Origin of the sequence: Streptomyces sp. RPA4-2, from assembly GCF_012273515.2 — a bacterium.
GTDB classification, from domain to species: domain Bacteria; phylum Actinomycetota; class Actinomycetes; order Streptomycetales; family Streptomycetaceae; genus Streptomyces; species Streptomyces kaempferi.
Map to the genome: position 1 here is coordinate 3,730,794 of NZ_CP050975.2, position 24,754 is coordinate 3,755,547.

General features: G+C 71.5%; 17 protein-coding genes, 1 other RNA gene and 1 pseudogene. 8 read left to right on the top strand and 11 right to left on the bottom strand.

Translation table 11 applies throughout. The features are described 5' to 3' along the window. Window positions 1-19: 19 nt before the first annotated feature. On the bottom strand, window positions 20-313 hold the full coding sequence (locus HEP85_RS16220; RefSeq protein WP_168528387.1) for a helix-turn-helix domain-containing protein: 294 nt from the start codon (window positions 311-313) through the stop codon (window positions 20-22). Between the two features lie 61 nt (window positions 314-374). On the opposite strand from HEP85_RS16220, the gene map reads away from it, so the two are divergent. Further along, entirely contained in the window at window positions 375-1,142 is a 768-nt protein-coding gene (gene map, locus HEP85_RS16225) for a type I methionyl aminopeptidase (protein ID WP_168528388.1), read from the top strand. A gap of 150 nt (window positions 1,143-1,292) precedes the next feature. Here map and HEP85_RS16230 read toward each other — a convergent pair whose 3' ends face one another. The 6 genes from HEP85_RS16230 to ftsE all read right to left on the bottom strand — a co-directional run bounded on the left by HEP85_RS16230 (window position 1,293) and on the right by ftsE (window position 5,691). After that, complete coding sequence (locus tag HEP85_RS16230; protein WP_282189846.1) at window positions 1,293-1,418, bottom strand: hypothetical protein; 126 nt, start codon at window positions 1,416-1,418, stop codon at window positions 1,293-1,295. Between the two features lie 264 nt (window positions 1,419-1,682). Further along, window positions 1,683-2,071, bottom strand: a transfer-messenger RNA (tmRNA) gene (gene ssrA, locus HEP85_RS16235). A gap of 133 nt (window positions 2,072-2,204) precedes the next feature. Further along, entirely contained in the window at window positions 2,205-2,747 is a 543-nt protein-coding gene (gene smpB / locus HEP85_RS16240) for an SsrA-binding protein SmpB (protein ID WP_168528389.1), read from the bottom strand. 71 nt (window positions 2,748-2,818) lie between these two features. Beyond that, the gene (locus HEP85_RS16245) at window positions 2,819-3,985 is read right to left on the bottom strand and encodes a S41 family peptidase (RefSeq protein WP_329288120.1); all 1,167 of its coding nucleotides are present in this window, start codon (window positions 3,983-3,985) and stop codon (window positions 2,819-2,821) included. 67 nt (window positions 3,986-4,052) lie between these two features. After that, the gene (gene ftsX / locus HEP85_RS16250) at window positions 4,053-4,970 is read right to left on the bottom strand and encodes a permease-like cell division protein FtsX (RefSeq protein WP_168528391.1); all 918 of its coding nucleotides are present in this window, start codon (window positions 4,968-4,970) and stop codon (window positions 4,053-4,055) included. A gap of 31 nt (window positions 4,971-5,001) precedes the next feature. After that, window positions 5,002-5,691, bottom strand: coding sequence for a cell division ATP-binding protein FtsE (gene ftsE / locus HEP85_RS16255; RefSeq protein ID WP_148008662.1), 690 nt, complete (start codon window positions 5,689-5,691; stop codon window positions 5,002-5,004). 251 nt (window positions 5,692-5,942) lie between these two features. Between ftsE and HEP85_RS16260 the strand changes: the two genes are divergently transcribed. After that, a complete protein-coding gene (locus HEP85_RS16260) occupies window positions 5,943-6,134 on the top strand; it encodes a hypothetical protein (RefSeq protein WP_095854342.1) in 192 nt (63 codons plus the stop codon). A 130-nt stretch (window positions 6,135-6,264) separates the two neighbouring features. Here HEP85_RS16260 and HEP85_RS16265 read toward each other — a convergent pair whose 3' ends face one another. The 4 genes and pseudogenes from HEP85_RS16265 to HEP85_RS16280 form a co-directional block, all read right to left on the bottom strand. Continuing rightward, window positions 6,265-6,852: a hypothetical protein gene (locus HEP85_RS16265; protein ID WP_168528392.1), complete on the bottom strand. Its 588-nt coding sequence runs from the start codon at window positions 6,850-6,852 to the stop codon at window positions 6,265-6,267. 305 nt (window positions 6,853-7,157) lie between these two features. Further along, window positions 7,158-8,264 carry a peptide chain release factor 2 gene (gene prfB, locus HEP85_RS16270; protein ID WP_168528393.1) on the bottom strand — a complete coding sequence of 369 codons (1,107 nt, stop codon included), beginning with the start codon at window positions 8,262-8,264 and terminating at the stop codon, window positions 7,158-7,160. 297 nt (window positions 8,265-8,561) lie between these two features. After that, window positions 8,562-9,793, bottom strand: a pseudogene (locus HEP85_RS16275) (serine/threonine-protein kinase). A gap of 149 nt (window positions 9,794-9,942) precedes the next feature. Further along, a complete protein-coding gene (locus HEP85_RS16280) occupies window positions 9,943-11,721 on the bottom strand; it encodes a serine/threonine-protein kinase (RefSeq protein ID WP_168528394.1) in 1,779 nt (592 codons plus the stop codon). A gap of 490 nt (window positions 11,722-12,211) precedes the next feature. Between HEP85_RS16280 and HEP85_RS16285 the strand changes: the two genes are divergently transcribed. From HEP85_RS16285 to HEP85_RS16310, 6 genes are all read left to right on the top strand, one after another. Continuing rightward, window positions 12,212-15,721, top strand: coding sequence for an FHA domain-containing protein (locus HEP85_RS16285; protein ID WP_369657737.1), 3,510 nt, complete (start codon window positions 12,212-12,214; stop codon window positions 15,719-15,721). 618 nt (window positions 15,722-16,339) lie between these two features. Continuing rightward, on the top strand, window positions 16,340-17,746 hold the full coding sequence (locus HEP85_RS16290) for an ABC transporter substrate-binding protein (protein WP_168528395.1): 1,407 nt from the start codon (window positions 16,340-16,342) through the stop codon (window positions 17,744-17,746). A gap of 70 nt (window positions 17,747-17,816) precedes the next feature. Continuing rightward, window positions 17,817-19,097, top strand: a complete 1,281-nt coding sequence (locus HEP85_RS16295; protein ID WP_248001953.1) for a carbohydrate ABC transporter permease — start codon at window positions 17,817-17,819, stop codon at window positions 19,095-19,097. Continuing rightward, window positions 19,094-20,005 carry a carbohydrate ABC transporter permease gene (locus HEP85_RS16300; RefSeq protein ID WP_168528397.1) on the top strand — a complete coding sequence of 304 codons (912 nt, stop codon included), beginning with the start codon at window positions 19,094-19,096 and terminating at the stop codon, window positions 20,003-20,005. Before HEP85_RS16295 ends, HEP85_RS16300 begins: the two co-directional genes overlap by 4 nt. Window positions 20,006-20,154: 149 nt before the next feature. Beyond that, window positions 20,155-22,422, top strand: coding sequence for a bifunctional glycosyltransferase family 2 protein/CDP-glycerol:glycerophosphate glycerophosphotransferase (locus tag HEP85_RS16305; RefSeq protein WP_168528398.1), 2,268 nt, complete (start codon window positions 20,155-20,157; stop codon window positions 22,420-22,422). Window positions 22,423-22,563: 141 nt separating this feature from the next. Further along, entirely contained in the window at window positions 22,564-24,753 is a 2,190-nt protein-coding gene (locus HEP85_RS16310; protein ID WP_168528399.1) for a CDP-glycerol glycerophosphotransferase family protein, read from the top strand. The last annotated feature ends 1 nt before the right edge of the window (window position 24,754 follow it).

The following is a 24,754-nucleotide window of genomic DNA, read 5'->3' on the forward strand; positions in this document are numbered from 1 at the left end:
GACGGCGCGCGCCCGACGGTCACGCCGAGAGGGCCTGCCCGCCGCCTTCCGCGTCCTCCGCGACTTCCGCGGCTTCCGCGCAGGCGACGGCCAGGTCGTCGAGTGACAGGTGCAGGGCGTGGGCCAGGGCTGCCACGGTGAAGAAGGCTGGGGTCGGGGCCCTGCCGGTCTCGATCTTGCGGAGGGTCTCGGCGGACACGCCGGCTGCCGCCGCCACGTCGACCATGCTGCGGTCACCGCGGGCCTCGCGGAGCAGCGACCCGAACCGCTCTCCACGTTGCCGCTCTCGCGGGCTCAAGGGAACTCTCACCATGCCCGTGATACTAATACCGGTATAAGTATTGGGTACCATCGCAGGGCAGGGAGCAGGACACATGGTGGAGATCAAGACCGACACGGCACTGGAGATGATGCGCGAGGCCGGACGCGTCGTGGCCCACGCGCTCGCGGCCGCCCGTGCGGCGGCAGCCGTGGGAGTCCGCCTGCGCGAGCTCGACGAAGCCGCCCGCACCGTTCTCACCGAGGCCGGGGCACGCTCTCCGTTCCTCGGCTATCAGCCCTCCTTCGCCCCCCTTCCCTTCCCCGCCGTGATCTGCGCGTCCGTCAACGACGCCGTCGCGCACGGCATCCCCGGCGACCACCGCCTGCGCGACGGCGATCTGGTCAGCATCGACTGCGGAGCCGAACTCGACGGCTGGACCGGCGACGCCGCGATCAGCTTCACCGTCGGCACCCCTCGCCCCGCCGACCTCGAACTCATCGCCGCCACCCAGCAGGCCCTGGACGCCGGCATCGCCGCCGCCACCGTCGGCCATCGCATCGGGGACATCTCCCACGCCATCAGCACGGTCGCCCGCAAGGCCGCCTGCGGCATGCCGGCCGACTTCGGCGGCCACGGCATCGGCCGCCAGATGCACGAGGACCCCCACGTCCCCAACCACGGACGACCCGGCCGCGGCTTCCCCCTGCGCCACGGCCTCACCCTCGCCATCGAACCCATGTTCATGGCCGGAGGACACAACGCGTACCACACCGACCCCGACGGCTGGACCCTGCGCACGATCGACGGCAGCCAAGCCGCCCACATCGAACACACCATCGCCATTACCGAGGACGGCCCCCGAATCCTCACCCTGCCCTGACCTCGAACCCACTCCCACCCGGCAGCCGGACACGTGCCGAACAGCACCCGGAAAGCCAGGTCCGGAGTGCGGCAACGAGCACCGTCGACGAGCGCCTCGCGCACCTCGACGGCCAGGAACTCCCCCGCGCACCCGGCGCGGTATGGGCGGTCATCCCGACTCGTCCCGGACATGCCGGAGGATGAGGGCGACGACATCGTCGAACAGGCCGCCTGTCGCGGACCAGTTGAGTTCCTCTGCCGGTTTCCCACCGGGCGGACTCATGAGTTCGGACACCTGATTCCTTCATCCCGCGGAACGCGCTTTGCGGGGCCCGCGCCCGAACTCGCCGCAGTGGAGGGCCGATCCGCGGCCATGTCGGCCGCCGTGGGACCTCCACGTCCAGTCCGGGTGGAAGAAACCCATCACCCACGAGACACCGAAATCGAAGTCACCGGACCAGCACCGGGAACCGACCGTCGGTCATGACGAAGGCCCCGTCGCCCGAAAGCGACGGGGCCTTTGCCCACATGGGATGTGGAGGTCCGAGGGACCTCCTGATCGTGGAGATGGCGGGAATCGAACCCGCGTCCACCGGTGCAGAATCAGGGCTTCTCCGTGTGCAGTTCGCTGCGATTTTCTCGGCCCCGGTGATCACGCGAACAAGTCGCCGACGGGCCCAGTCACTGTTTGATTTCCCATCGAACCCCGTGACCGGGCTCGATGGTTTAGTTCCCTAGATTATGCCAGGGTCCGGGTCGGGAACACCCCCGGGCTGACACCCATTAAGGGTCCTTCACTCACTGCTTATTAGGCAGCGAGGGCGAAGGACTGGGAATCGCTCTTGGAATTGGCGATTATTGGTTGCGACATATGGTTAACGAGATCATTGTCGCTTCCTCGACACGCTTCCCCTGCTTCGACAGCCGCTGTCGAAACCGATCATCCCCATGTTGTTTTTTCAAGCCCCTCCGAAGAGGGTCGCGCACCCGCTGTGGGATGCAGATCCCATCCTACGTGACCGACGCACGTCGGTGCCACCGTATTCCCCGTGGCCACCGCCTCGCGGCCGGCGCCTCGTGGCTACTCGCCCCGCTGCTTCCGCTTCGCCGACGCGATCGCGCGGTCGGACTCCCGGCGGTCCTGCTTCTCGCGCAGGGTCTGCCGCTTGTCGTACTCCTTCTTACCGCGGGCGAGCGCGATCTCGGCCTTGGCCCGGCCGTCCTTGAAGTACAGGGCGAGGGGCACGATCGTGTGACCCGTCTCCTCCGACTTCGACGCCAGCTTGTCGATCTCCTCGCGGTGCAGGAGCAGCTTTCGCTTGCGGCGCACCGTGTGGTTGGTCCACGTGCCCTGGCTGTACTCGGGAATGTGGGCGTTGTGCAGCCACGCCTCGTTCCCGTCGATCTGGACGAAGCCGTCGGTCAGCGAGGCGCGACCCTGACGCAGCGACTTCACCTCGGTGCCGGTGAGCACGAGGCCGGCCTCGTAGGTGTCGATGATCGCGTAGTCGTGCCGTGCCTTCTTGTTCTGCGCGACGATCTTGCGCTTGCCGTCCTTGGCCTTCGCGGCCCCTCCGCCCTGCTTGGGCTGGGACTCCTTCGGTACGTACATTCCCTTGCTCATAGTGCTGACCATTTTCGCACTACAGGGGGGTCCGGGGGAAAGCCGATTACAGGGGCGCCGGCCGGTGACGACTACGAAGGGTCACCGAGACCGCTGAGCACGGTCTCGGCGCGCTCGAGGGCGCCCGCGTCGGCCTCCAGGTCGGGGGTGATGCCCCGTCCGTCGACGCCGTGGCCGGAAGGCGTGCGGTAGTGCCCGACGGTCAGCTCGGCGACGGAGCCGCCGGGGAGGGTGCTCGGCATCTGGACCGAGCCCTTGCCGAAGGTCCTGGTGCCCACCACGACCGCGCGGCCACGGTCCTGAAGGGCGCCGGTGAGCAGCTCGGCGGCGCTCATCGTGCCACCGTCGACGAGCGCGACCAGGGGTCTGGTGGTGTCGCCGCCGGGCGCGGCGTGCAGGGCGCGCTGTTCGCCGTTGACGTCGTACGTGGCGACGAGGCCGCCGTCGAGGAAGGCGGAGGCCGTCGTGACGGCCTCGGTGACCAGTCCGCCGGAGTTGCCCCGCAGGTCGAGGACGATCCCGGTTTGCCGGGGGGCCTGCTCGACGGCGGTGCGCACGGCGTCGCCCGCGCCCTTGGTGAAGGCGGCGACCTTGATCACGGTGGCACCGCCGGGGAGCTTGCGCACGGTCACGGAGTCCGTGGACAGCCTGGCCCGGCGCAGGGTCTCGCTCCACGCGCGCCTGCCGCGCTCCAGACCGAGGCGGACTTTCGTACCGGCCGCCGCGTCGTCCGCGTCCCCGCGCAGTAAGGAGACCACCTCGGTGACGGGCCTGCCGTCGACGTCCTCGCCGTCGACGCTGCGCAGCCGGTCGCCCACACGGATCCCGGCGGCCGCCGCGGGTGATGCGCCCTGCACCCGGGTCACCTCGATCCGGCCGTCACGCTCGCGCCGGGCCCACAGCCCGACGCCGGTGTACTGGCCGTCGAGGGCCTCCTCGAACTCCTCGTAGTCGCCCTGGGAGTAGACCGCGCCCCAGCGGTCGCCGCTGCGGCTGACGGCTCGCTCGGCCGCCTCCATGGGGGACTTGCCGTCGGCCATCGCCTCGGCCGCCGCCGCGGCGACGTCCTTGTGGTGGGCGGCCGGCGTCGAACGCGTCGGCGGGAGCGGGGATTTCCGGTCGGGGTCGCCGAACGACCCGGTCGCCGCACCGGCGACGAGAACGCTCGCAAAAACCAATGTCAGGGCAGCCCCGCGGCCGACGCGGCGGGGCTGGCAGAACAGGTCACGACCTGACATGGCGGTGAGTCTAGGACAACGCGAAGGGCCGTACCGCCGGTTGGCAGTACGGCCCCCTTGGCATGCGTCACACCTTCAGGTACTTGCGCAACGCGAAGAACGCGGCAAGCGCGGGCATCAGCAGGCTCGTCGCGAGGATGAGCGGCAGCTTGGTGAGCACCGCGTCCCAGCCGATGAAGTTGATCAGGTTCAGCTTCTCGGACAGGGCCAGACCGTGATCGATGATGAAGTACCGCGCGATCACCAGGAATCCGCAGGCGACACCGCCGCCGATGAGTCCGGCGACCGCGGCCTCCATGATGAACGGCGCCTGGATGTAGAACCCGGAGGCGCCGACCAGGCGCATGATCCCGGTCTCCCTGCGCCGGCTGAACGCCGAGACGCGCACCGTGTTGACGATCAGCATCAGGGCGACGACGAGCATCATCGCCATCACCGCGCGCGCGGCCCAGTTCATGCCGTTGAGCAGCCCGAAGAGGTTGTCCAGGATGCCCTTCTGGTCCTGCACGGACTGCACGCCGTCACGCCCGTCGAAGGCGGTCGCGATGACCTGGTACTTCTCCGGGTCCTTCAGCTTGATGCGGTACGACTCCTGCATCTGGTCCGGCGTCAGGGAACTGGCCAGCGGGGAGTCGCCGAACTGCTCCTTGTAGTGCTTGTAGGCGTCGTCCGCGGACTCGTACGTCACCTTCTGGACGACGGTCATCTTGCCGAGGTCGCTCTCGATCTGCTTCTTCTGCTCGGCGGTCACCGCCCCCTTGGCGCAGTGGGGGTCGGACTCCGCGTCGCTCTTGTTGCAGAGGAAGACCGAGACGTTGACCTTGTCGTACCAGTAGCCCTTCATGGTGCTCACCTGGTCGCTCATCAGGAGCGAACCGCCGAACAGGGCGAGGGAGAGGGCGACCGAGACGACGACCGCGAAGGTCATCGTCAGATTGCGACGGAGACCGACACCGATCTCCGACAGAACGAACTGGGCGCGCATGGCGTCTGGTAAGCCTTTCCGTGGACCGTCGTCAGTGCTGGTAGCCGTAGACGCCGCGCGCCTGGTCGCGGACGAGACGACCCTTCTCCAGCTCGATGACGCGCTTGCGCATCTGGTCCACGATGTTCTGGTCGTGCGTCGCCATCACCACAGTCGTGCCCGTCCGGTTGATGCGGTCGAGCAGCTTCATGATGCCGACGGAGGTCTGCGGGTCGAGGTTGCCGGTCGGCTCGTCCGCGATGAGGAGCTTGGGCCGGTTCACGAAGGCTCTCGCGATGGCCACGCGCTGCTGCTCACCACCGGACAGCTCACCGGGCCTGCGGTCCTCCTTGCCGCCGAGCCCGACGAGGTCGAGCACCTGGGGCACGGACTTGCGGATCTCGCCGCGGGACTTGCCGATGACCTCCTGGGCGAAGGCCACGTTCTCGGCGACCGTCTTGTTCGGCAGCAGCCGGAAGTCCTGGAAGACGGTCCCCAGCTGGCGCCGCATCTGCGGCACCTTCCAGTTGGAGATGCGCGCGAGGTCCTTGCCCAGGACGTGCACCTGACCGTGGCTGCACCGCTCCTCGCGGAGGATCAGCCGCAGGAAGGTGGACTTTCCGGAGCCGGAGGACCCCACGAGGAACACGAACTCACCACGCTCGACCTCCAGGGAGACGTCCCTGAGAGCGGGGTGGGTCTGCTTGGGGTAGACCTTGGAGACATTGTCGAATCGGATCACGGATGCACCACGGGTCGCCGGGGGTAGGTGTGCGTGACCATACGCGAACCGGGTGTGGGTCCGCAGTCGGCGTCCGGGGTTGCGCGACGCTTGCACGTTTTGTCACGGATCTGACGGGCTGGAAAGCGTCCGGGCGGGGCAGGATAAGGCGAGCCGCGCCGAATTCCGCGGAACCTGGCACAGTGGAAGGGGAACGGTTGCGTTCCCCGCGGCGTTATGTTCGCGGAGGACGGCGCAAGGAGGGCAAGCGCATGACGTACGACCGATTGGTGTGCGCGAACTGCGCGGCGCCCGTCAGTGAGGGTCGCTGCCCGGTCTGCCGCGCGAACCGGGAGCGGCTGCAGCAGGAGAGCCCCTTCGCCGGGCTGAACCCGATGGCGCTGATAGCGCTGCTGGCCGTGCTCATCGCGGCGGTGGCCCTGCTGGCCCACCAGACGGTGTAGGACCCGCGAGAGGGCACCCAGGGCGTACGGACAGCTACCCAGGGCGTACGGGAAGGGCCCGGAGCAGCTCGCTCCGGGCCCTTTTCGCCTCTTCACGCGAGAATGGTGTCGCGTATCACACCGGCCTGGGTCAGGCAGCGCTGCCGCGGCTGCCCATGAGGCGCGGCAGCAGTCGGAAGCCGATACCGCCGGCGATCATCGTGGCGGCGCCGACCATCAGGAACGTGGTCTCGGCGGCACCCGTCTCGGCCAGCTCGCCACTCTTGCCCTGGGCGGAGGTGTCCGAGCCGGTGTCGGTCAGACCGGAGGAGCCCTTGCCCTGCTCGACGGGCTTGGAGCCGCCGTCGGGGTTGCTGTCGTTGCCGCCCGTACCGGCCTCGTCGGTCGGGTCGGTGGGCTCGGTCGGCTCCTCGGTGGGGTCCGTGGGCCCGTCGGTCGGCTCGGTGGAGGGCGTGCCCGGGTCCGAAGGCGTGCCCGGGTCCGAGGGCGTACCGGGGTCCGAGGGCGTGCCCGGGTCCGAGGGCGTGCCCGGGTCGGAAGGCGTGCCGGGGTCGGTCGGGATGCCCGTGTCGCTCGCCGTCGGGGTCGGGCCGTCCAGCGTGACACCGACGTTGATGTCGAGAGCCGAGGCGGCACCCGCGGCGGTCAGCGAGGCACCGGCGGCGATCACCGCGCAGGCGGCTATCCGCGCCGCGCGAATCCGCGTCTTCTTGGTCATCTGCTTGCTACCCCCAGTAGCTGATCGTCAATGGAGCAGCGCCCGGGGCCACGGCGTCACAGGGTGGCTTTGCTCGACCCCCCGGTTCACATGCGCCCCAGAGATACGCATGCCACGCGTCACCCTTCCCAGTTTTCAAAGCAGCGTCAAGGTCGTTGCGGCCGCGATGTCCGGATCAGCTCCATTTGACCGCCATGAAGACATGTGACTGTGACGTAAAACCCAGACAACCGCCACACAAAAAGGCAACTGCCGCTCAAAGAGCGGCAGTTGCCATGTCGACAAAGAGGCCCTGGGGCCCCGTGTCACTTCTCCTGCTGCTTGCGCCAGCGAATTCCGGCCTCGAGGAACCCGTCGATCTCACCGTTGAACACGGCCTCGGGGTTGCCCACTTCGAAGTCCGTCCGCAGGTCCTTGACCATCTGGTACGGGTGCAGCACGTACGAACGCATCTGGTTGCCCCAGGAGTTGCCGCCGTCGCCCTTGAGGGCGTCCATCTTGGCCTGCTCCTCCTGGCGGCGCCGCTCGAGGAGCTTGGCCTGGAGGACGTTCATCGCGCTCGCCTTGTTCTGGATCTGCGACCGCTCGTTCTGACACGACACGACGATGCCGGTCGGCAGGTGGGTCAGACGCACCGCGGAGTCGGTGGTGTTGACGCCCTGGCCGCCGGGACCCGAGGAACGGTAGACGTCCACCCGGAGCTCGGACTCGTCGATCTCGATGTGATCCGTCTGCTCGACGACGGGCAGGATCTCGACACCGGCGAACGACGTCTGCCGGCGTCCCTGGTTGTCGAAGGGCGAGATCCGCACGAGCCGGTGGGTGCCCTGCTCCACGGAGAGCGTTCCGTAGGCGTACGGCACGTGCACGGCGAAGGTGGTGGACTTGATGCCCGCCTCTTCCGCGTACGAGGTCTCGTAGAGCTCGGTCTTGTACCCGTGCCGCTCGGCCCAGCGCAGGTACATGCGCTGCAGCCGCTCGGTGAAGTCGGAGGCGTCGACGCCGCCGGCCTCGGCGCGGATGGTGACGACGGCCTCGCGGGAGTCGTACTCCCCCGACAGCAGCGTCCGCACCTCCATCTCGTCCAGCGCCTTCTTGACGGCGGTGAGCTCGGACTCGGCCTCGGCGCGGGTGTCCGGGTCGTCCTCCTCCTCGGCCATCTCGAAGAGCACGCTCAGATCGTCGATACGCCCGCGCAGCGCCTCGGCCTTCCTGACCTCCGCCTGGAGGTGGCTCAGCTTGCTGGTGATCTTCTGCGCCTCGTCCGGGTCGTCCCACAGGGACGGCGCGGCCGCCTGCTCCTCGAGCACGGCGACGTCTGCCCTCAGCTTGTCGAGGTCCAGGACGGCCTCGATCGACTCCATGGTCGAGGAGAGGGACTTGAGCTCTTCGGATACATCGACGACTGCCACGCCTCCAGCGTAACGGCTGCGGCAAGCGGGGCTCTCACCCCCGGGGACCGCACCCCCGGGCCTCCCCGTCCCGGGGCTGCCGCCCCGGACCCCCGCTTCGGCCTGAACGGCCTCGTCCTCAAACGCCGGACGGGCTGAGAAGCCGTACCCCGGTAAGCATCCCCGGTCCGTCCCGGGCCCCGCTCCGCGCGGGAACCTTCCAGCGCGGGCCCGCACCCCCAGCCCGTCCGGCGATCGAGGACGAGCCCTTCGGGTCCGGGGCGAAGCCCCTGACGGGACACGACGGGACGGGACCCGTCAGGGAGAGGCCGCCGAATTCTTCGTGTCGGAGGGCTGCGCCCTCCGTCGTCCCCCGAGGTGGCCAGCCACGTCCCCACCCCCACCGCGGCGACGAGCACCACTCCCGCCACCCCCAGCGTGATCCGGCGCCGCCGGGCTGAGGCCCGATGCCGCGCCGATCCGGGCCGGGGCGCCCCCGCGGCCCGCGGCACGCGTGCCGTCCCCCGCGCCCCGCCGGCCAGCTCGTCCGGCCCCGGCACCCGCATCGAGGTGTGCGTGTCCCGGTTCGAGTCCGGCGCGGCGCCCGGCACCAGCGGCACGGCCCCTCGTCGTACCCGCGACGTCGGCTCGGCCGGCTCCGCGGCCTCCTCGGACGTCTCCTCCGCCGGTTCCCCGTCCGGCTCGTCCACGTCCAGCGGCGGCATCCCCGCCAGCAACGGCAGCTGCTCCCGCAGCCGCGCTCCCAGCTCGGACGCCCGCAGCCGCGACGCCGGGGCCTTCGCCAGACACTGCACGAGGAGCTGCCACAGCTCCTCGGGGATCCCCGGCAGCGGCACCACCGTCTCGGTCACGTGCCGCCGCAGCACCGCTCCCGGGTGTCCGCCCCCGAAGGGCGTGAACCCGGCCAGGAGCTCGTACAGGACGGTCGCCAGGGCGTAGATGTCGACGGCGGCCCGCGGCGGCAGTCCCTCGATGATCTCGGGCGCGAGATAGTCCGGCGTGCCGATGATCTTCGTGGCCCGGGTCCGCCGCGGCGAGTCGATGAGTTTGGCCACACCGAAGTCGGTCAGCAGCGCGGGGTGCGCGCCACCCGGCCCGAGCGGCCCCTGCATGTCGAGGAGCACGTTCTCGGGCTTGACGTCCCGGTGGACCACCCCGGCCGCGTGCGCCGCCGCCAGGCCGTCCGCGACGTCGGCCACGATCGCGACCGCGGCCTCCGGCGCCAGCCGCCGTTCCCGGTCCAGCCGGGTGCGCAGGTCCGTACCCCGTACGAGATCCATGACGAGCGCGAGGTCGTTGCCGTCCACCACGAGGTCACGCACCGCGACCACATGGGGATGGTCGAGACCGAGCAGGGCCGTGCGCTCCTGGACGAAGCGGCCCACGAGCTCCTGGTCGGACGCGAGGTCCTCGCGCAGCAGCTTGATGGCGACGGGCCCCTCGGGTCCCTCGCCCAGCCACACCGTACCGGCGCTGCCCCGCCCCAGAATCTGGTGGGCGGTGTAGCGGCTCCCGATCTTCCGTGCCAAGACTGCTCCTACCGACGCGTGTTGCCGCTAAAAGTACGCGTCCGAGGAGCCAACCTTCACTCCGGAGGCGGAAATCACCCGCCAGATGTCGACAAGTCCCCAGAGTCGGCCGCGGACCGGCCGCCGGTCAGGTGCGCGGGCGCGGCGCGTCAGTTGCCGGACGAGCCCGAGCCGAGATTCCCGACCCAGTCGCTGACGGTGTGGTACCCGTGCGTCAGCTCGCCCCAGAAGGACCTGGTGGAGCCGATCCAGCCCTGCAGGGGGCTGAACTCCCAGACCAGCCATCCGCCGACGAACAGGATGACGATCATGAACAGGCAGCCCTTGAGGCAGCCCAGCCCCGGGATCCTCATCCGGTTGGCACTGCGCTGCCGCGGCTCACGCGACTGCCGCGGCGCGGGCGCCTCGGGCTGCTGCGGCGCGGGAGCGTACCGCTGGGGCTGCGGCTGCTGACGCTGCGCCCGCCGGGACTGCTGTTGCTGCTGTTGTTGCTGCGCGTACTGCTGTTGCTGCTGTTGCTGCTGTTGCTGCCCGTACTGCTGCTGTTGCTGCTGCCCGTACTGCTGAGGCTGCTGAGGCGCGTACCGCTGGGGCTGCTGTCCCTGCTGCGGATACCCGTATCCGGGCGGCGGCTGCTGGCCCTGCTGCTGCTCGGGCCGCTGCTGCGGTCGTGCGACCTGCCGCTGCGGACGCCGGCGCAGCGGGTCCTGGTCCGGGTCGACGTACTGCTGGAACTGCGTCTGCTCGTTGCGGTCGCGGGCCGCCCGCAACTGGCTCTGCCAGGGATGCGGGTCCTCCGGCCGGCCGGGCCCTCCGCCGGGCTGGTTCTGCGGCACCGGCGGCATGACGGCGGTCGGGTCGGCGGCACCCCGGTGCGGCAGGACCGCGGTGGGATCGGCGGCGCCCGTGTGCGGAAGGACACTGGTCGCGCCGTTCGGGTCGTACGCCCCCGGAGCGCCGTGCGGCAGCACCTGGGTGGGGTCGGCCGCGCCCGGCGTACCGGGGACCGGCGCCGGTGCCGGGTCGGGGGCGAGCAGCGCGCCCACCCCGTCCGCCGCGGCGATCTGCGCGGAGGTGGCGTGCACGCCGACGCCCTCGGCGACGGCGCGCAGCCCGCGCGCGAGGTTCTCGGCGCTGGGCCGCTGGTCCGGGTTCTTGCGCAGACAGCGTTCTATGACCGTCCACAGCGGATCGGGCACGGTGGAGGGCCGGCGCGGCTCGGCGCTCAGGTGCTGGTGCAGCACTTCGAGGGCGGAGCCGCCGGAGAACGGCGGGCGTCCGGTGACCAGCTCGTACAACAGGATGCCCGCCCCGTAGATGTCGACGGCGGACGTCTGCGGACGTCCCTCCGCGGACTCGGGCGCGACATACGCGGGCGTACCGACGAACTCGTGGGTCCGGGTCAGGCCCGGGGAGTCGGCGAGCCGGGCGATGCCGAAGTCGGTGAGCAGCGGGTGCATCTGGCCGCCGTCCTGCTTGAGCAGGACGTTCGCGGGCTTCAGGTCCCGGTGCACGACACCGTCGGCGTGGCTGGCGGCGAGCGCGTCGGCGATCTGAGCGGTGAGGAGGGCGGCGGCGACCGGCGAGAACGGGCCGTTCTCGCGCAGGTAGTGGTGCAGGTCGGGTCCCTCGACCAGATCCATGACGAGCGCGAGCAGATCGCCCTCGACGACGAGGTCGCGGACCCGCACGATGTTCGGGTGGGTGAGCCGCAGCAGGACGGACCGCTCCCGCAGGAAGCGCATCACGACGTCCGCGTCGTTGGCGAGCTCCTCCTTCAGGACCTTGATCGCCACGGTCTCGCCGGGCTGGCCGGCGACGGCCGCCTCGGCACCCGCGGTCTCCCGCTGGCGGGCTCGCCAGACGGTGCCTGTGGCGCCGCGTCCCAGCGGCTCCTCAAGGAGGTACTTGCTCCCTACCGGCCGCACGTCATGCGCTCCCTGTTGCTTGCTTGCCTGGTCCGTCCGCCGTTGTCGCATCTGCGTCACTTCTGCCGCGGCGGTTCCGCCCACTGTAATGCCGAGCTGCCCGGCACCGGGCTGTCGTCCTTGTGTGCTTCCCGTGAGCGCCTGTGGTTCGTATAAACGCTTACGCAGGCGTTCCCGTACATGTTCGATGGAAAGACGCTCACTCGCGACGGTTGGTTGCCGTTCGGCCCCTTCGACGGGGGTGTGACGGATGCCGCGACCGATCCCAAGCGGGCACCGGTCGGGCACTGGGCAGGCACTTTTACGGGCAGAGCCGACCAATCAAGATCACTTCTGCCCGGGTGGCGGGCGTGTTGTCAGTGACAGGTGCGAGGATGCCTTCAGTACTGGCCGACGTGTCCGTGCGCGGTGGGGGGATCTGCGGTGGGGGGACCGCAGCACAGCCTCGTCCTCGTCGCGGGCGCCTGCGCGGAAGGGACCCCTGACGGCGATGCAGATCCGGCTGACCGTCGTAGACCCGCTGGGCCCGCCTTCGGAGCCGCGGGGGCGTGCCACGGCCTGTGATGTGCTGGTCACCGCCCCCGCCGGGACGGCGCTGGCGGCGGTGGCGTCGGGTCTGGCCTCGGCGGTCGGCGGGGACGGGAGCGCCGCCCCGTCCGAGCGGAGCCGGGAGCCCGGCGGTGGTCCGGTCGTGCTGTACGCGGGCGCCGAGCGGCTCGACGGGCAGCGCTGCACGCTGGGCGAGCCGCCGCTGACCGACGGCGCGGTGCTGTCCCTGGGCGCCCCCACGGAACCCGGTCCGGACGTCGACGAGGAGGCGGCCCAGCTCCACGTCGTCGCGGGCCCCGACGCGGGCGGCGTCCACCTGCTGCACGGCGGGCGGATCCACATCGGCCGTTCCGTCGAGGCGGACGTCCCGCTGGACGACCCCGACGTCTCCCGTCTGCACTGCGCGGTCACGGTCTCGCCCGAGGGCCGCGTCACGGTGGCCGACCTGGGGTCGACGAACGGTACGACGCTGGACGGCACCCGCGTCACCGCCCGCCCGGTCGGCTTCCCGCCGGGCGCGCTGCTGCGCGTGGGCGAGTCCGCCCTGCGGCTGGCCCCGCCCGGCGGCCCGGGCTCCGTGGGGACGGCACCCGACGGGGAGGGACACGTCCGGGTCTCCACCACGGCCGGCACGGGCGCCCGCCCGGATCCGGCGTCCGCCCGCGTCGCGTCCGTGCCCCGGGCCCGTACCCCGGACGCCCCCGAGCCGCCCCGCGATGACACCCGTCACGCCTACGGATCGACGCGGTGGGAAGCCACCGAGGACGCCACCGGAACACGCACGCACGGCCGGGCCGTACCGCCCGCCGCCCCTTCCGCCTCGCCCGCCGCCCCGGCCGCACCCTCCGCCGTGCCCCCCGTCGTGCCGGAACAGGGCGGGGCGCCCGGGATCGAGAGCAGGTGGCCGGAGCGGTCCGGTCCCGGCACCACGTCCGCCGGGGACCTCGCCCGGTCCCCGGCCGGCCCTGATCAAGGCGCCAGGAAGGGCACTCCCCCGCGGGGCACCGAGCTGCCGCCGGGTGAGCGCAAGCGCGGCGGCCTCGGGGCCTGGGCGCGCCGCCTGACCGGAAGCCGGGGCGAGCCCACGGACACCGGACAGGACCCGTACGAGTACGGAGAGCACGGCGAGTACGGGGAACACGGTGAGTACGGGCAGCACGGCGAGAACCACGCCGCCGAGTCCACGGCGGACCGCGGCACGGCACAGATGCCGGAGAGCTGGCCCGACCCCGCGACGCTGCTGCTCACCGCGCTCGGACCGGGATCGCGGCTGTGGGAGCGCGGCCCGGGGCACCCGGAGGCCCTGACGGTACGGCTGGGGACGGCCGACCGGGCGACGCCCCACGGTTCGGGGCTGCTGCCCGCGGTGCCGGTCACGGCCGGTCTGCGGGAGGCCGGCGCGCTGGGCCTGGCGGGACCGCGGGCGCGCCTCGCGGGGCTGGCCCGCTCGGTGGTGGCACAGCTCGCGGCGCTGCACTCGCCGGACACCCTGGAGATCGTCCTGCTCAGCACGGACCGCTCCCGCCCGGTCGAGGAGCGCACCGCGGAATGGGCCTGGCTCGGCTGGCTCCCCCATCTGCGCCCGGCCCACGGCCAGGACTGCCGCCTGCTCCTCGCCTACGACCGCGAACAGGCGACCGCCCGCACGGACGAGCTGCTGCGCCGCCTCGAGGACCACCTGGCGGAAGCGGACGGCGGTCACGCCACGCACTCCCGGGGCGCCGGCACCACCGGCCCCGGCGCCCGCCCCCGGCCGTACGACGAGGCCGACCACATCCCGCTGGACACCCGGGCCGCCGGACGGCGCCCGTCCTGGGCGCGGGACCAGGACCCGGCGGACAGGGGCGGGACCGCGGGCACCGACCCGGACCGTGACTTCGACGGGCCGTACACGCTGGTCGTCGTCGACGGGGACCCCGGAGGGGCCGACGTGCGGGAGGCCGTGCTGCGGCTGGCGCACGAGGGGCCCCGCGCGGGCATCCACGTGCTCTGCCTCGCCGAGACCGCCGCGGCGTCCCCCGCGTCCCCGGTGACGAAGACGTACGAGGCGGCCTGTTCGGCGTCACCGGCGTTCCGCGAGTGCGGGGCCGTCGCGCTGCTCAGCGGGGACGTGGCCACGGCGCTGCGGCTGATGCGGGTCGCGTCCGGCGGGCCCGTCGGGCACGGCACGGTCGCCACCGTGGACGCGGTGTCCCGGGCCTGGGCCGAGCGCTTCGCCCGCGCCCTGGCGCCCCTGCGCACGGACGGCGCGCACGGCGACCGGCACACGCGCGTGTCCGCTCCGCTCCCCCACGTCGCCCGTCTGCTGGACGAACTGGGACTGGCCCGCGCCACCCCCGCCTCACTGATGGCGCGTTGGGCGGACGCGGCCGATGACACGGAGTCGCTCGGCGGGCGCGGACGGGCGGTCCTGGGCGCCGGCCCGCGGGGGCCGCTGGCGGTGGACCTCCCCGCCGAGGGCCCCCATCTGCTGATCGAGGGCCCGCCGGGCAGTGGGCGTACGGAGCTGCTCCGTTCGATCGCCGCGTCCCTGGCCGCCGCGGAGCGGCCCGACCGGCTCGGCATCGTGCTGGTGGACGGCCGGGACAGCACCGGCGGCCCCGGCGCGGCGCAGGGCGGCGAGGGGCTGCGGGTCTGTACGGACCTCCCTCACGTCACGACCCATCTCACCGCCAACGACCCCGTGCGGATGCGGGAGTTCGCTCAGTCGCTGAGCGCCGAGCTGAAGCGGCGGGCCGAGCTTCTCGGGCGGCTCGGCTTCGCGGAGTGGCACACCCACCGGGAGGTGTCGGGCCGGTTCGTCGGCCAGCGAGCGGTCCGGCCGGCCCCCGGGACGCCGTCCGACGCGTCCTCGGGTGCCGCCGATCTGGACACCCCGCCCAGTTCGACGCTGCGGCTGCGGCCGGCGGCCACACGCGCGCGTGCCGAACCCGGGCCGCCGCTCGCCCGTCTCGTTGTCGTGGTCGACGACCTGGACGCGCTGCTCTCCCCCGCGCTGGGGTCGCCGGGCCGGCCGGCCGCCGGTTCGGTCGTACGCGCCTTGGAAGCCGTGGCGCGTGAGGGCGACCGGCTCGGTGTCCATCTCGTGGCGGCCGCCTCGGACGACGGGCGGGCGGCGGCCAGTGAGCCGGGGCGTTCCGCGGGGCTCCGTGTCGCCCTGGACCCGGTGTCACCCGGGGCCGACGAACCCGCCCCCGGGCGTGGGCGGTTGTTCACGCCGGACGGCCGGGTCACGCCCTTCCAGGCCGGGCGGGTCACGGGGCGCATTCCGCGGACGGCGACGCTGCGGCCGACGGTCGTGGCCCTCGAGTGGCAGCGTATGGGGGATCCGCCGGCGCGGCGGCCCGTGCGGGAGTTGGGCAACGGGCCGACGGATCTGGCGTTGTTGGCCAGTGCGTTGGAGCGGGCGGCGAGGTCGGTGGCGGCCGCCGAGGTTCCGTCCCTCCTCTGACCCCGTTGCCCTCGCCCCGTCCCCGGGGGCTCCGCCCCGGACCCCGCCAAGGGGCTGCCGCCCCTGGACCCCCGCATCGCCCGAAGGGCTCGTCCTCAAACGCCGGACGGGCTGAAAATGCGCGCCCGCGCTGGAGATGCGGGCGCGAGCCGGAGGGTTTCGGGCTCACCCTGGAGGTGCGGGTGCGAGCCGAAGGTGCGGGCGCGCGCTCCGCAGATACGGGCACGAGCCGGAGGTCTCGGGTGCGAGCCGGAGGTTTCGGGTGCGAGCGGATGGCTTCGGCCAGGGGCATGTCTTTCAGCCCGTCCGGCGTTCGAGGACGAGGCCGTTCAGGCCGAACGGGGGTCTGGGGGCGGAGCCCCCGGGTACGGGCCGGGACGGCACAACGGCCGCCGGCCACCCTCCAGGGGCGCGGGGAACTGCGCGACCAGCCCCCACCCACGCGCACCCGAAGAACCACCCACCCGGGCCGGCCAGGCCGGCAGTCCACGTCACGACCCAATCACGATCGCTCACTTGACACCGCAGGCGCTCTTGCCGCCCTTAAGGCCCCGGGCGTAGACCAGACCGCACGGGACAGCGCCGGACGTTCGACGAGGAACGAGGAACGGGGCAGTGATGCGCAGATCGCTTCGTACAGACAGGTCGCCCACCCACTCGACGCACAGGGCCGCACAGGCCGCCGCAGCCGCCGTCATCGTCGGCGCACTCACCCTCACCGCATGCGGCGGTGGCGACGACAAGAAGAGCGACGACGGCAAGAGCCCCGCCAGTAGCGGCGACACGGCGGGCAGCGGCGGGGGCGTCAGTCTGCCCAAGCTCGACGGCGCGAGCCTGGAGGTCGCCGCCGTGTGGACGGGGCCCGAACAGGCCAACTTCAAGAAGGTGCTGGCGGAGTTCGAGAAGCGCACCGGCGCGAAGGTCACCTTCGTCCCCGCGCAGGACCCGATCATCAACTTCCTCGGTTCGAAGATCGCCGGCGGCGCGCCGCCGGACGTCGCGCTGCTCCCCCAGGTCGGCGCCATCAAGCAGGCCGTCGAGAAGAAGTGGGCCAAGCCGGTCGGCGCCGAGGCCCAGGCCCAGCTCGCCAAGAACTACTCGCAGGGCTGGCAGGACCTCGGCAAGGTCGACGGCAAGCAGTACGCCGTGTACTACAAGGCGGCCAACAAGTCGCTGGTCTGGTACAACACGAAGGTCTTCGAGAACGCGGGGGCGAAGGAGCCCACCACCTGGAAGGACTTCCTCTCCACCGCCCAGACCGTCTACGACTCCGGGGTGACCCCTGTCTCCGTGGGAGGCGCGGACGGCTGGACCCTCACCGACTGGTTCGAGAACATCTATCTCTCCCAGGCCGGTCCGGAGAAGTACGACCAGCTCGCCCAGCACAAGATCAAGTGGACGGACCCGTCCGTGAAGGACGCCCTGACCACGCTCGCCCAGCTGTGGGGCAACAAGAACTACATCGCGGGCGGCCCGGACGGCGCGCTGCAGACGGAGTTCCCGGCCTCGGTGACGCAGACGTTCACCGGCGGCGACCAGCCGAAGGCGGGCATGGTCTTCGAGGGCGACTTCGTGGGCGTCAACATCGCGGAGACGAAGGCGAAGATCGGCACGGACGCGAAGGTGTTCCCGTTCCCGGCGGTGGGTGCCAAGGCGCCCGTGGTCAGCGGTGGTGACGCGGCCGTCGTCCTGAAGGACTCCAAGGCGGCCCAGGCACTGGTCACCTTCCTGGCCTCCCCGGACGCGGCGACCATCCAGGCGAAGCTCGGCGGCTATCTCTCCCCCAACAAGAGCGTGGCGAACTCCGCGTATCCGAACGCCGTGCAGCAGTCGATGGCGAAGGCCCTGATCGCCGCCGGCGACGACTTCCGCTTCGACATGTCCGACCAGGCCCCGCAGTCCTTCGGCGGTACGCCCGGCAAGGGCGAGTGGAAGGACCTGCAGGACTTCCTGAAGAACCCCAAGAACGTGGCGGGGACGCAGGCGAAACTGGAGGCCGACGCGGCCGCGGCGTACAAGGGCTGATCCGGCGATGACGTCGGCAACGGCGGGAGGGGTCGGCCCGACCCCTCCCGCGGCAACACGGCGCAAGAGCGTGACCGGTACCCGTAGGGCCGTGGCAGTGCTGTTCCTGCTGCCCTGCCTCGTGCTGCTCGGCGCGCTCGTGGTCTACCCGATCGGGTACTCGCTGGTCCGCAGCTTCCTCAACCAGTCCGGTGACGGATTCGCCGGATTCGACAACTACAAGGCGCTGTTCACGGACGACGGGATTCGCGCCGCGCTCAAGAACAACGTCATCTGGGTCGTGTTCGCGCCCACCACCGCGACCGCGCTCGGTCTCGTCTTCGCGGTACTCACCGAACGGGTGCGCTGGGGCACGGCGTTCAAGCTGGTCGTCTTCATGCCGATGGCGATCTCGATGCTCGCCGCGGGGATCATCTTCCGGCTGGTGTACGACCAGGACCCGGACAAGGGGGTGGCGAACGCGGTCTGGGTCGGGGTGCACGACACCTTCGCGGAGTCGTCCGCGTTCCCGAAGGCCCACCCGGGACGGCAGTCGCCGCTCCGGCCGGAGAAGGGCGGGTTCGTCACCGGCCAGGCGGTGCGGGCGGGGCAGTCCGTCGCCCTGCCGCTCGTCGGTGTCGCTCCCGACCAGATGCCCGGCAGCGCGAAGAAGGCCGTACAGGCCGCCGTCGAGCCGGGCAAGGTCACCGGTACGGCCTGGCAGGACTTCACCCGCGGCAAGGGCGTCGGCAGGCTCGGGCAGGCCGACCCGAGTGAGCTGGGCTACGCCGGCATGAAGGTCGAGGCCCTCAAGGGCGGCAAGGTGGTCGCCTCCACGAAGGTGCGCGACAACGGCACGTTCACGCTGCCGGCCCAGGCCGACGGGGCCCTGCTCCGGCTCCCCGCGAGCAACTTCAAGGAGCCGTACAACGGCCTCGACTGGCTCGGCCCGTCCCTGGTCACCCCGGCGATCATCGGCTCGTACATCTGGATGTGGGCCGGTTTCGCGATGGTGCTGATCGCGGCGGGGCTCGCGGGTCTGCCGCGGGAACTGCTGGAGGCCGCCCGGGTCGACGGCGCGAACGAGTGGCAGGTCTTCAGAAGGGTCACGGTGCCGCTGCTCGCGCCGGTGCTCGCGGTCGTCGCCGTCACCCTGATGATCAACGTCCTCAAGGTCTTCGACCTGGTCTTCATCATCGCGCCGGGCTCCTCCCAGGACGACGCCAACGTGCTGGCCCTGGAGCTGTACCGCAAGGGCTTCTCCGAGGACCAGCCGGGCATAGCGAGCGCCATCGCGGTGTTCCTGCTGCTGCTCGTGATCCCGGTGATGCTCTTCAACATCCGACGGCTCCGGCGGGAGGTACGGCGATGACCACACACGCCGGCACGGTCACCAAGGCCACGCCCGTCACCGCCCGGGAGAAGGCCAGGACCTCGCTCGGCTCCCGCCTCGCGAGCGGCGTCAGCGGCGGGATCGTACGCGTCTTCCTGCTGCTCGTCGGCCTGTTCTGGCTGGTGCCGACCATCGGGCTGCTGCTGTCCTCGCTGCGCAGGCCGGCGGACATGAGCGCGTCCGGCTGGTGGAAGGTGTTCAGCGAGCCCTCGCAGCTCACCGTGGACAGCTACCAGAAGCTCCTGGAGAACAGCGACATCACCAACTCGCTGCTGAACACGGTGCTGATCACGGTTCCGGCGACCCTCCTGGTCGTGGTGATCGGCTCGCTCGCGGGCTACGCCTTCGCCTGGATGGAGTTCCCGGGCCGCGACTGGTGGTTCCTCGGCACGGTCGGCCTGCTGGTCGTCCCCGTGCAGGTGGCGCTGATCCCGATCGCCGAACTCTTCGGGAAGATCGGCATCTTCGGAACGATCTTCGGTGTGATCCTCTTCCACGTGGGCTTCGGTCTGCCCTTCGCGGTGTTCCTGCTGCGGAACTTCTTCGCGGAGATCCCGCGGGAGCTGCTGGAGGCGGCCCGGCTGGACGGCGCGGGTGAACTGCGCCTGTTCGTACGGGTCGTGATGCCGCTCGGCGGTCCCGCGATCGCCTCGCTGGGCATCTTCCAGTTCCTGTGGGTGTGGAACGACATGCTGGTCGCGCTGGTGTTCTCCGACTCGGGCAGCCAGCCGATCACGGTCGCCCTCCAGACCCAGGTACGCCAGTTCGGCAACAACATCGATGTGCTGGCACCGGGCGCCTTCATCTCGATGGTGATCCCGCTGGCCGTGTTCTTCGCGTTCCAGCGGCAGTTCGTGTCCGGCGTGATGGCGGGCGCCGTCAAGTAGCGGTACGGCAGGCGGGTCGAGGGGCGGACCGGACACCGGTTCGCCCCTCGGCGTTCACCCGGGGTCCCCCATATGCCACATCTGGCGTAACCAAGTCACCCCTTCGGCCGTTGCCGGGCAGTATGCCCGCGCCGACCCATGGATGTCCGTTGCCCAGGTTCAGTGTCATCGTCCCCGCGTACAAGGTTCAGGCGTACCTGCACGAATGCCTCGAATCCGTGCTGGAGCAGTCCTTCCCCGACCTCGAACTGATCGCCGTCGACGACTGTTCACCCGACGCCTGTGGCGCGATCATCGACGAGTTCGCCGAGCGTGACGCCCGTGTCCGTCCCGTGCGTCTGCCGCGGAACGTGGGCCTGGGACACGCCCGCAACGCGGGGCTCGCCCAGGCCACCGGCGACTATCTGGTCTTCCTGGACGGCGACGACACCCTCACACCGGACGCGCTGCACGCCATCGCCGACCGGTTGAAGGAGACCGGCGAACCGGACGTCCTGGTCTACGACTACGCGCGCACCTACTGGTCGGGCGAGGCGGTCCGCAACCAGTTCGCGGCGCACCTCACCGAGGAGGGCCCGGCGCCCTTCCGGCTCGACGACCGGCCGGGGCTGCTCAAGGTCCTGATGGTGGTGTGGAACAAGGCGTACCGGCGGGAGTTCGTCGAACGCGCGGGCTTCACCTTCCCGCCCGGGTACTACGAGGACACGCCGTGGACGTACCCGGTGCTGACCTCCGCCGAGACGATCGCGACCCTCGACCGGGTCTGTGTGCACTACCGCCAGCGCCGCCAGGGCAACATCCTCGGCACCAGCAGCCGCAAGCACTTCGACATCTTCGCCCAGTACGACCGGGTCTTCGCGCACCTCGACGCGCACCCGGAGCTGGAGCACTGGCGCCCGGTCCTGTTCCGCCGCATGGTCGACCACCTCTCGACGGTGTTCACCAAGCGGGGCCGGCTGCCGCGCGGCACCCGCGCCGAGTTCCTGCGCGCGGCCCGCGCCCACTACCGCCGCCACCGCGCGCCGGGCGCGCCGGTCAGCCTGCGCACCCGTGTCCGGCACGCCCTGGTCCGGCTCGGCAACCACCGCACGTACCGGCTGCTGTCGCTGGCGTCACGCGTCCACAAGAAGACGCTGCGCCGCACCAAGGAACTGCTCCGCGGGGCCCGCGGCGCGGCGCTCCAGTTCCACTACCGTGTGCAGCTCCGCCTCCCGCTGCGCGCCGACCGCGCCGTCTTCTCCAGCTACTGGGGGCGCGGTCACGGCTGCAACCCCGGCGCCCTGGAGTCCGCGTTCCGTGATCTCGCGCCGCACATCCGCACCGCGTGGATCGCGCACCCCGAGCACCACCACACGATCCCGTCGGCGACGCACGGGCTGCGGCCCGGCTCGGCCGGGTACTGGACGGCGTTGGCCCGCTCCAAGTACCTGGTCAACAACGTCAACTTCGACCGCAGGCTGGTCAAGCGGCGCGGCCAGATCATGATCCAGACCCAGCACGGGACCCCGCTCAAGCACATGGGTCTCGATCTGCAGGACCGCCCGGCCGCCGCCCGCGGCACGGACTTCGCCGAACTGCTGCGCAGCGCCGACAAGTGGGACTACTGCCTGTCCGGCAACCGCCACTCCACCCTGGTCTGGGAGCGCGTCTTCCCGGCCGCCTTCACCACGCTGGAGTACGGTCTGCCGCGCAACGACGTCTTCCAGCGGGCGACTTCGGCGGACGTGGCGCGGCTGCGCGAGTCCCTGGGCATCCCCGCGGGCACGGTCGCGGTCCTGTACGCGCCGACGCACCGCGACTACCGGCTCACCCAGCGCCTCACCCTCGACCTGGAGCGCGTCCTGCGCCGGCTCGGCCCGCGCTTCGTCGTGCTGGCCCGCTCCCACCACGCGTACGCGGGTCCCCTCACCGCCGTCCCCGGGAGCCGGCTCATCGACGTCTCCGACCACCCGAGCGTCGAGTCCCTCTGTCTCGCCTCGGACGCGCTGGTCACCGACTACTCGTCCCTGATGTTCGACTACGCGGTCCTCGACCGGCCGATCGTGGTCCACGCGGACGACTGGGAGGCGTACGAGGCCTCCCGCGGGACCTACTTCGACGTGCGTGCCTTCCCGCCGGGCGAGGTCGCGCGGAGCGAGGACGAGCTGATCGACATCTTCGCGGGCGGACGGTGGAGCGGCTCCCGTTCGGCGCGGCTGCGGGCCACGTTCCGCGAGCGTTTCTGCCCGTACGAGGACGGGTTCGCCGCCGAGCGGGTGGTGCGCCATGTCGTACTGGGCGAGAACGGCGGGCTGCCGCGGGCCCTCCCGCTCGCCGAGCGCCACCCGGTCGCGTCGGCCGCCCGGACCCAGCCGGTGCCGCCTCTCGCCACGGTGCCCGCGCCCGGTTCTCCCGCCCCCGTCACCGAGACCCTCTGAACCGGAGCAGGCATGCCCTCCAGCCCCTCCCGGCCCACGCCGTCCCGGCCCGCCACCTGGCGTCCGGCCGGCCGGCCGGGGCGATGACAACCCGCCTCAGCGCTCCCCGAGACCTCAGCTCCCTGTGAGAGAAAGAGCAGAATGCCCCGCTTCAGCATCATCGTCCCCACCCATGGAGTCGCCGGGCGGCTGGCCCTCGCACTGGACTCGGTCCTCGGCCAGTCCTTCGGCGACTTCGAGCTGATCACGGTCTGCGACGCGCCGGACTCACCGGCGGCCGATGTGGTCGCCGGGTACGCCGCGCGCGACTCCCGGGTCGTCCCGGTGCACTCGCCGCCGTCGGACGGGCTGAGCGCGGCACGCAACACCGGGATCGGGGCGGCGGCCGGCACGTATCTGCTCTTCCTGGACGGTGACGACGTCCTGGTGCCGGGCGCGCTGGGGACCCTGGACGGCGGGCTGCGCGAGGAGCCCGACGTCCTGTACTTCGCGCACGAGCGGGTCCACTGGTGGGACGTCGAGACCAGCACGCCCCCGCTCCCGAGGACACCCGAGGGGGTCTTCGCGCCCGACCGGGCACCGCGGCTGACCGGTGTGCTGCTGCCGGCCTGGAGCGCCGCCTACCGGCGGGACTTCCTGCGCGAGCGCCATCTCTCCTTCCCCCAGGGCCACTTCACGGACCTGGGCTGGGGCGGTCTGGTGAATCTCGCCGCCGAGCGGATGGCGGTGCTGCGCTCCGTCCTCGTACGCCATCTGCTGCGCCGGCAGGGCAGCCGGCTGAACGAGCCGGGCGAGCACCAGTTCCACCTGCTCGACCAGATCGGCCTGGTGCTCGGTCGGGCCGCAGGACAGGGGCTGTCCGAGGAGCGGTCGAGGGCGCTGTTCGGCGACCTCTTCACGGCGGTGCTGAAGTCGGCGGCCCATCCCAGGAGGCTTCCCCTGAGCCGGCGCCGGGCCTTCTTCCGCCGTGCGGGCAGGCTCTACCGTCTGCACCGCCCGGCCGGGTTCCGGCCCCCGCCGGGCCGGGTCGGGGTGCAGCACCGGCTGCTGGCGGCCGGGGCGTACAGCGCGTTCCGTGCGCTGCGCGGTGCCAGCCGGCGGCTGCCGAGGGTCTGGGGGAAGGCGCCGCCTCCCCGGCTGCTGCGCACCCGTACGCGGTACGCCGCGCAGCTGCGCCGCCCGATCGACGAGAACCTCGCGGTGTACTGCGCCTACTGGGGGCGCGGCTACGCCTGCAACCCGGCCGCGATCCACGCCAAGGCCCGTGAACTCGCCCCGCACATCCGGGGGGTGTTCCTCGTCGAGGCGGACGCGGTGGACGGGCTGCCCGCGGGCGTGGACCACGCGGTGATCGGCAGCGCCCGCTCCTGGGAGGTGCTGGCCCGCGCCAAGTACCTGATCAACAACGCCAATTTCGCGGACGGCGTCGTCAAGCGCCCCGGCAGTGTGCATCTGCAGACCCAGCACGGCACCCCGCTGAAGAAGATGGGCGTCGACCAGTCGACGTACCCGGTGGTGGCCGCGGCGACCGGCAGTTTCACCAAGCTGCTGACCCGGGTGGACCGCTGGGACTACAACCTCTCCTCCAACCGGCACTCCACGGAGATGTGGGAGCGGGCGTTCCCGGGCACGTACGAGGCCCTGGAGTACGGCTATCCGCGCAACGACGTCTACTGCACGGCGACCGCCGAGGACGTGGCCCGGGTGCGCGGGGAGCTGGGCGTGCCCGAGGGCAGGACGGCCCTGCTCTACGCGCCGACGCACCGGGACTACAGCACGGGTTTCGAGTCCCGGCTGGACCTGGAGGCGTTCTGCGAGGAGATCGGCGACTCCTTCGTCGTGCTGCTGCGCGCCCACTACTTCTACGACGAGGGCGGCCGCGCGGGCAGCGGCCGGATCATCGACGTGACCCGGCACCGCTCCTCGGAGGACGTCTGCCTGGCCGCCGACGCGCTGATCACGGACTACTCGTCGATCATGTTCGACTACGCCAACCTCGACCGTCCGATCGTCGTGTACGCGGACGACTGGGAGGTGTACCAGGAGACGCGGGGCGTCTACTTCGACCTGCTCAAGGCGCCGCCGGGGCCGGTGGCCCGTACCCCCGGGGAGCTCACGCGGGTGTTCCGCGACGGCTCCTACGCGGACGACTCCTCGCGGGCCCTGCGGGCCGGATTCCGGGAGCGGTTCTGCTCGTTCGACGACGGGCAGGCCGCCGAACGGGTCGTCCGCAGAGTGCTGCTGGGCCAGCCGCCCGAGGCGATCCCCCCGGTGATCCCGCTCGCCGAGCGGCTTCCGGCCCCCGCCGCGTCCACCCTCGTAAGGAGCTGAC

Bases quoted from the DNA above. Each gene is read 5' to 3' on its own strand.
- HEP85_RS16310 (WP_168528399.1), top strand. From the start codon at position 22,564: ATGCCCCGCTTCAGCATCATCGTCCCCACCCATGGAGTCGCCGGGCGG.
- HEP85_RS16220 (WP_168528387.1), bottom strand. From the start codon at position 313: ATGGTGAGAGTTCCCTTGAGCCCGCGAGAGCGGCAACGTGGAGAGCGG.
- HEP85_RS16290 (WP_168528395.1), top strand. From the start codon at position 16,340: ATGCGCAGATCGCTTCGTACAGACAGGTCGCCCACCCACTCGACGCAC.
- HEP85_RS16245 (WP_329288120.1), bottom strand. From the start codon at position 3,985: ATGTCAGGTCGTGACCTGTTCTGCCAGCCCCGCCGCGTCGGCCGCGGG.
- HEP85_RS16285 (WP_369657737.1), top strand. From the start codon at position 12,212: ATGCAGATCCGGCTGACCGTCGTAGACCCGCTGGGCCCGCCTTCGGAG.
- HEP85_RS16260 (WP_095854342.1), top strand. From the start codon at position 5,943: ATGACGTACGACCGATTGGTGTGCGCGAACTGCGCGGCGCCCGTCAGT.
- HEP85_RS16265 (WP_168528392.1), bottom strand. From the start codon at position 6,852: ATGACCAAGAAGACGCGGATTCGCGCGGCGCGGATAGCCGCCTGCGCG.
- ftsX (WP_168528391.1), bottom strand. From the start codon at position 4,970: ATGCGCGCCCAGTTCGTTCTGTCGGAGATCGGTGTCGGTCTCCGTCGC.
- HEP85_RS16300 (WP_168528397.1), top strand. From the start codon at position 19,094: ATGACCACACACGCCGGCACGGTCACCAAGGCCACGCCCGTCACCGCC.
- smpB (WP_168528389.1), bottom strand. From the start codon at position 2,747: ATGAGCAAGGGAATGTACGTACCGAAGGAGTCCCAGCCCAAGCAGGGC.
- map (WP_168528388.1), top strand. From the start codon at position 375: ATGGTGGAGATCAAGACCGACACGGCACTGGAGATGATGCGCGAGGCC.